The following is a 706-nucleotide window of genomic DNA, read 5'->3' on the forward strand; positions in this document are numbered from 1 at the left end:
GATGATATCGCCATTGCGGTTGCGGATGGTGATGATCTGGTTGCCATTGTCGCGCACGATCGTCTCGCGGGTGCGGCCGCGCGGCAGGTCCTCGTAATAGACGTCCTGGGCGTCACGGGTGATGCGGGGACGGTCGTTGCTTTCGACGATGATCTGGTTGTTGAACTGGATGATCGTGCGATCGCCGTAGTTCTTGACGATATCGGCCCCTTCCGGACGCGGGCGCCGGCGTATGTCGAAATCCGGTGCGCGTTCGAGCCGCGTGCCTTTCTCCTCCGTCACCGGAGCGATTTTCTCCGGCTGTATCGTCACCTGAGCCGCCTTGTCGTCCTTGGGTGGCGGCACCTTTTCCGTCGGCTGCTGAACCGGCTGGGCAGGCTGTGTCACCGGCTGCCCGGCAGGCTGGCCAGGCTGTTGCGGCTGGGTGCTGCCACCCTTCTGGCCCTCGACCGCAGGTTGGGTTTCCTTCTGGCTGTCGAAGATCGGCGCGGCATTGGGATCGGCCGGCGCTCCGGTCGTCTGTCCGGCTGGCTTCTGCTCTCCGGTCGCCGGTTGCTGGACACCTTCGGCTGGTGCCGGTTGTTGTCCACCCTGCGCCGGCTGGGTCGGCTCGCCGGGTTTTGGCTGTTCGCCGGGCTGCTCGGCAGGCTTGGTTGCCGTGCCGCCTTGATCAGTCGGGTTCTCGCCGGTCGTTGGCTTTTCGCCC

Annotated in this window: 1 pseudogene; it reads right to left on the reverse strand. The window is 65.4% G+C overall.

The annotated features are described in order from the left end of the window. Positions 1-706 (reverse strand): annotated as a pseudogene (locus tag DNK89_RS24435) (hypothetical protein); the annotation flags it as partial.

Source organism: Acidovorax sp. ST3 (assembly GCF_003231145.1).
In the GTDB taxonomy this organism is placed as follows: Bacteria; Pseudomonadota; Gammaproteobacteria; order Burkholderiales; family Burkholderiaceae_C; genus Acidovorax.